The organism is Paenibacillus sp. OSY-SE, from assembly GCF_000283315.1.
Lineage (GTDB): Bacteria > Bacillota > Bacilli > Paenibacillales > Paenibacillaceae > Paenibacillus_B > Paenibacillus_B profundus.
The window spans coordinates 1-1,106 of the sequence record NZ_ALKF01000025.1; the positions used below are offsets into that span (position 1 = coordinate 1).

Annotated in this window: 1 protein-coding gene; it reads right to left on the reverse strand. The window is 40.3% G+C overall.

Annotated elements, in window-relative coordinates; translation table 11 throughout:
- Positions 1 to 467 precede the first annotated feature (467 nt).
- A partial coding sequence (locus A372_RS38150) for a polymorphic toxin-type HINT domain-containing protein (RefSeq protein ID WP_019418893.1) occupies positions 468 to 1,106 on the reverse strand: 639 nt, incomplete at its 5' end.

Here is a 1,106-nt window from a genome sequence, read left to right on the forward strand (position 1 = left end):
CGATACTTGGATCATACCATCTGACCAGGTGGGGTAAAATATTCAACACTTGAAACAAATAATGTGCGTACATCCGAATTAGGAAAAACTCATATGGAACTGATGAGGGTTAAGTTATCTTTGACATAGCCGCCAAATTCATTCGGCACTGGGTGGGAAAAGAAAAAACCTTGAAGGAATATTCCCTCAAGGTTGATATTAATCATTTAAGTCCTTTCAATTGCTCGGTAGGATTCCAATCTTTAGGATGTTTTCGTCCTTTTGAGAACCATATACAACCATTACTAATCCACTTTTCTCTCCATTCTTTGTAAACAAACTCTTTATCAATTACGTCATCGTCATCGTAACCGTAATGAAATCCACAACATGGACATATTTCGTCAGAGGAGACTCCTCTATCATCATACGGAGGTTCAAAAAGTCCGTCATAAATGCATACAAAACATCGATTCTTCATATTTACCTCACTTCCCTGGTTGCCTGCTCCAATAAGTTGGCGATGTTGGCTTATAATAAGTTTTGGTTGTACCGTCAGCATTGTATGATCCGTATGTATTTGTTTTCGAATCATACACTCTGATTGTTCCATCAGTATCAGTTTTAATCTGGTACTTACTTCTGTTATTAAAGAAGTTATTTGCCTTCTTAGCATATTCATCAGGGGTCTTTGCACCAAAATCAGCACCATGCCTATCAAAATGGTCTTGTAACGTCTTTTGGTTACCCCATTTATTAACACCACATGCATTGTGAGTCCAAAGCCCAAGGTTCGAGACAAAATACGTATGGAAGTCCTTCACCTTGAAATTATAAACTGTAGCATGTTCCTTCTTAACCTCAATCTTCTCAATGGCTAATTCCTTGCCATCCGAGGTTGTCAGAACATCGCCCACCGCTAGGTACTGTGCTTCCACCCAACCTTTACCGACAAGCCAGAATGGATGCTCATCGGTTGTCGTTATGTCCTCGCTGCCAACAGTAATATTATACGTTTCTTCAACGTCCCGTTGGAAGAGCCATTCCACTTCCTTGTAAGCCATCTCGCCTGTCTCATCGTCTTTGGCAAGAACCATATCTCCGACCTCAATGTCTTCGATAGGTTT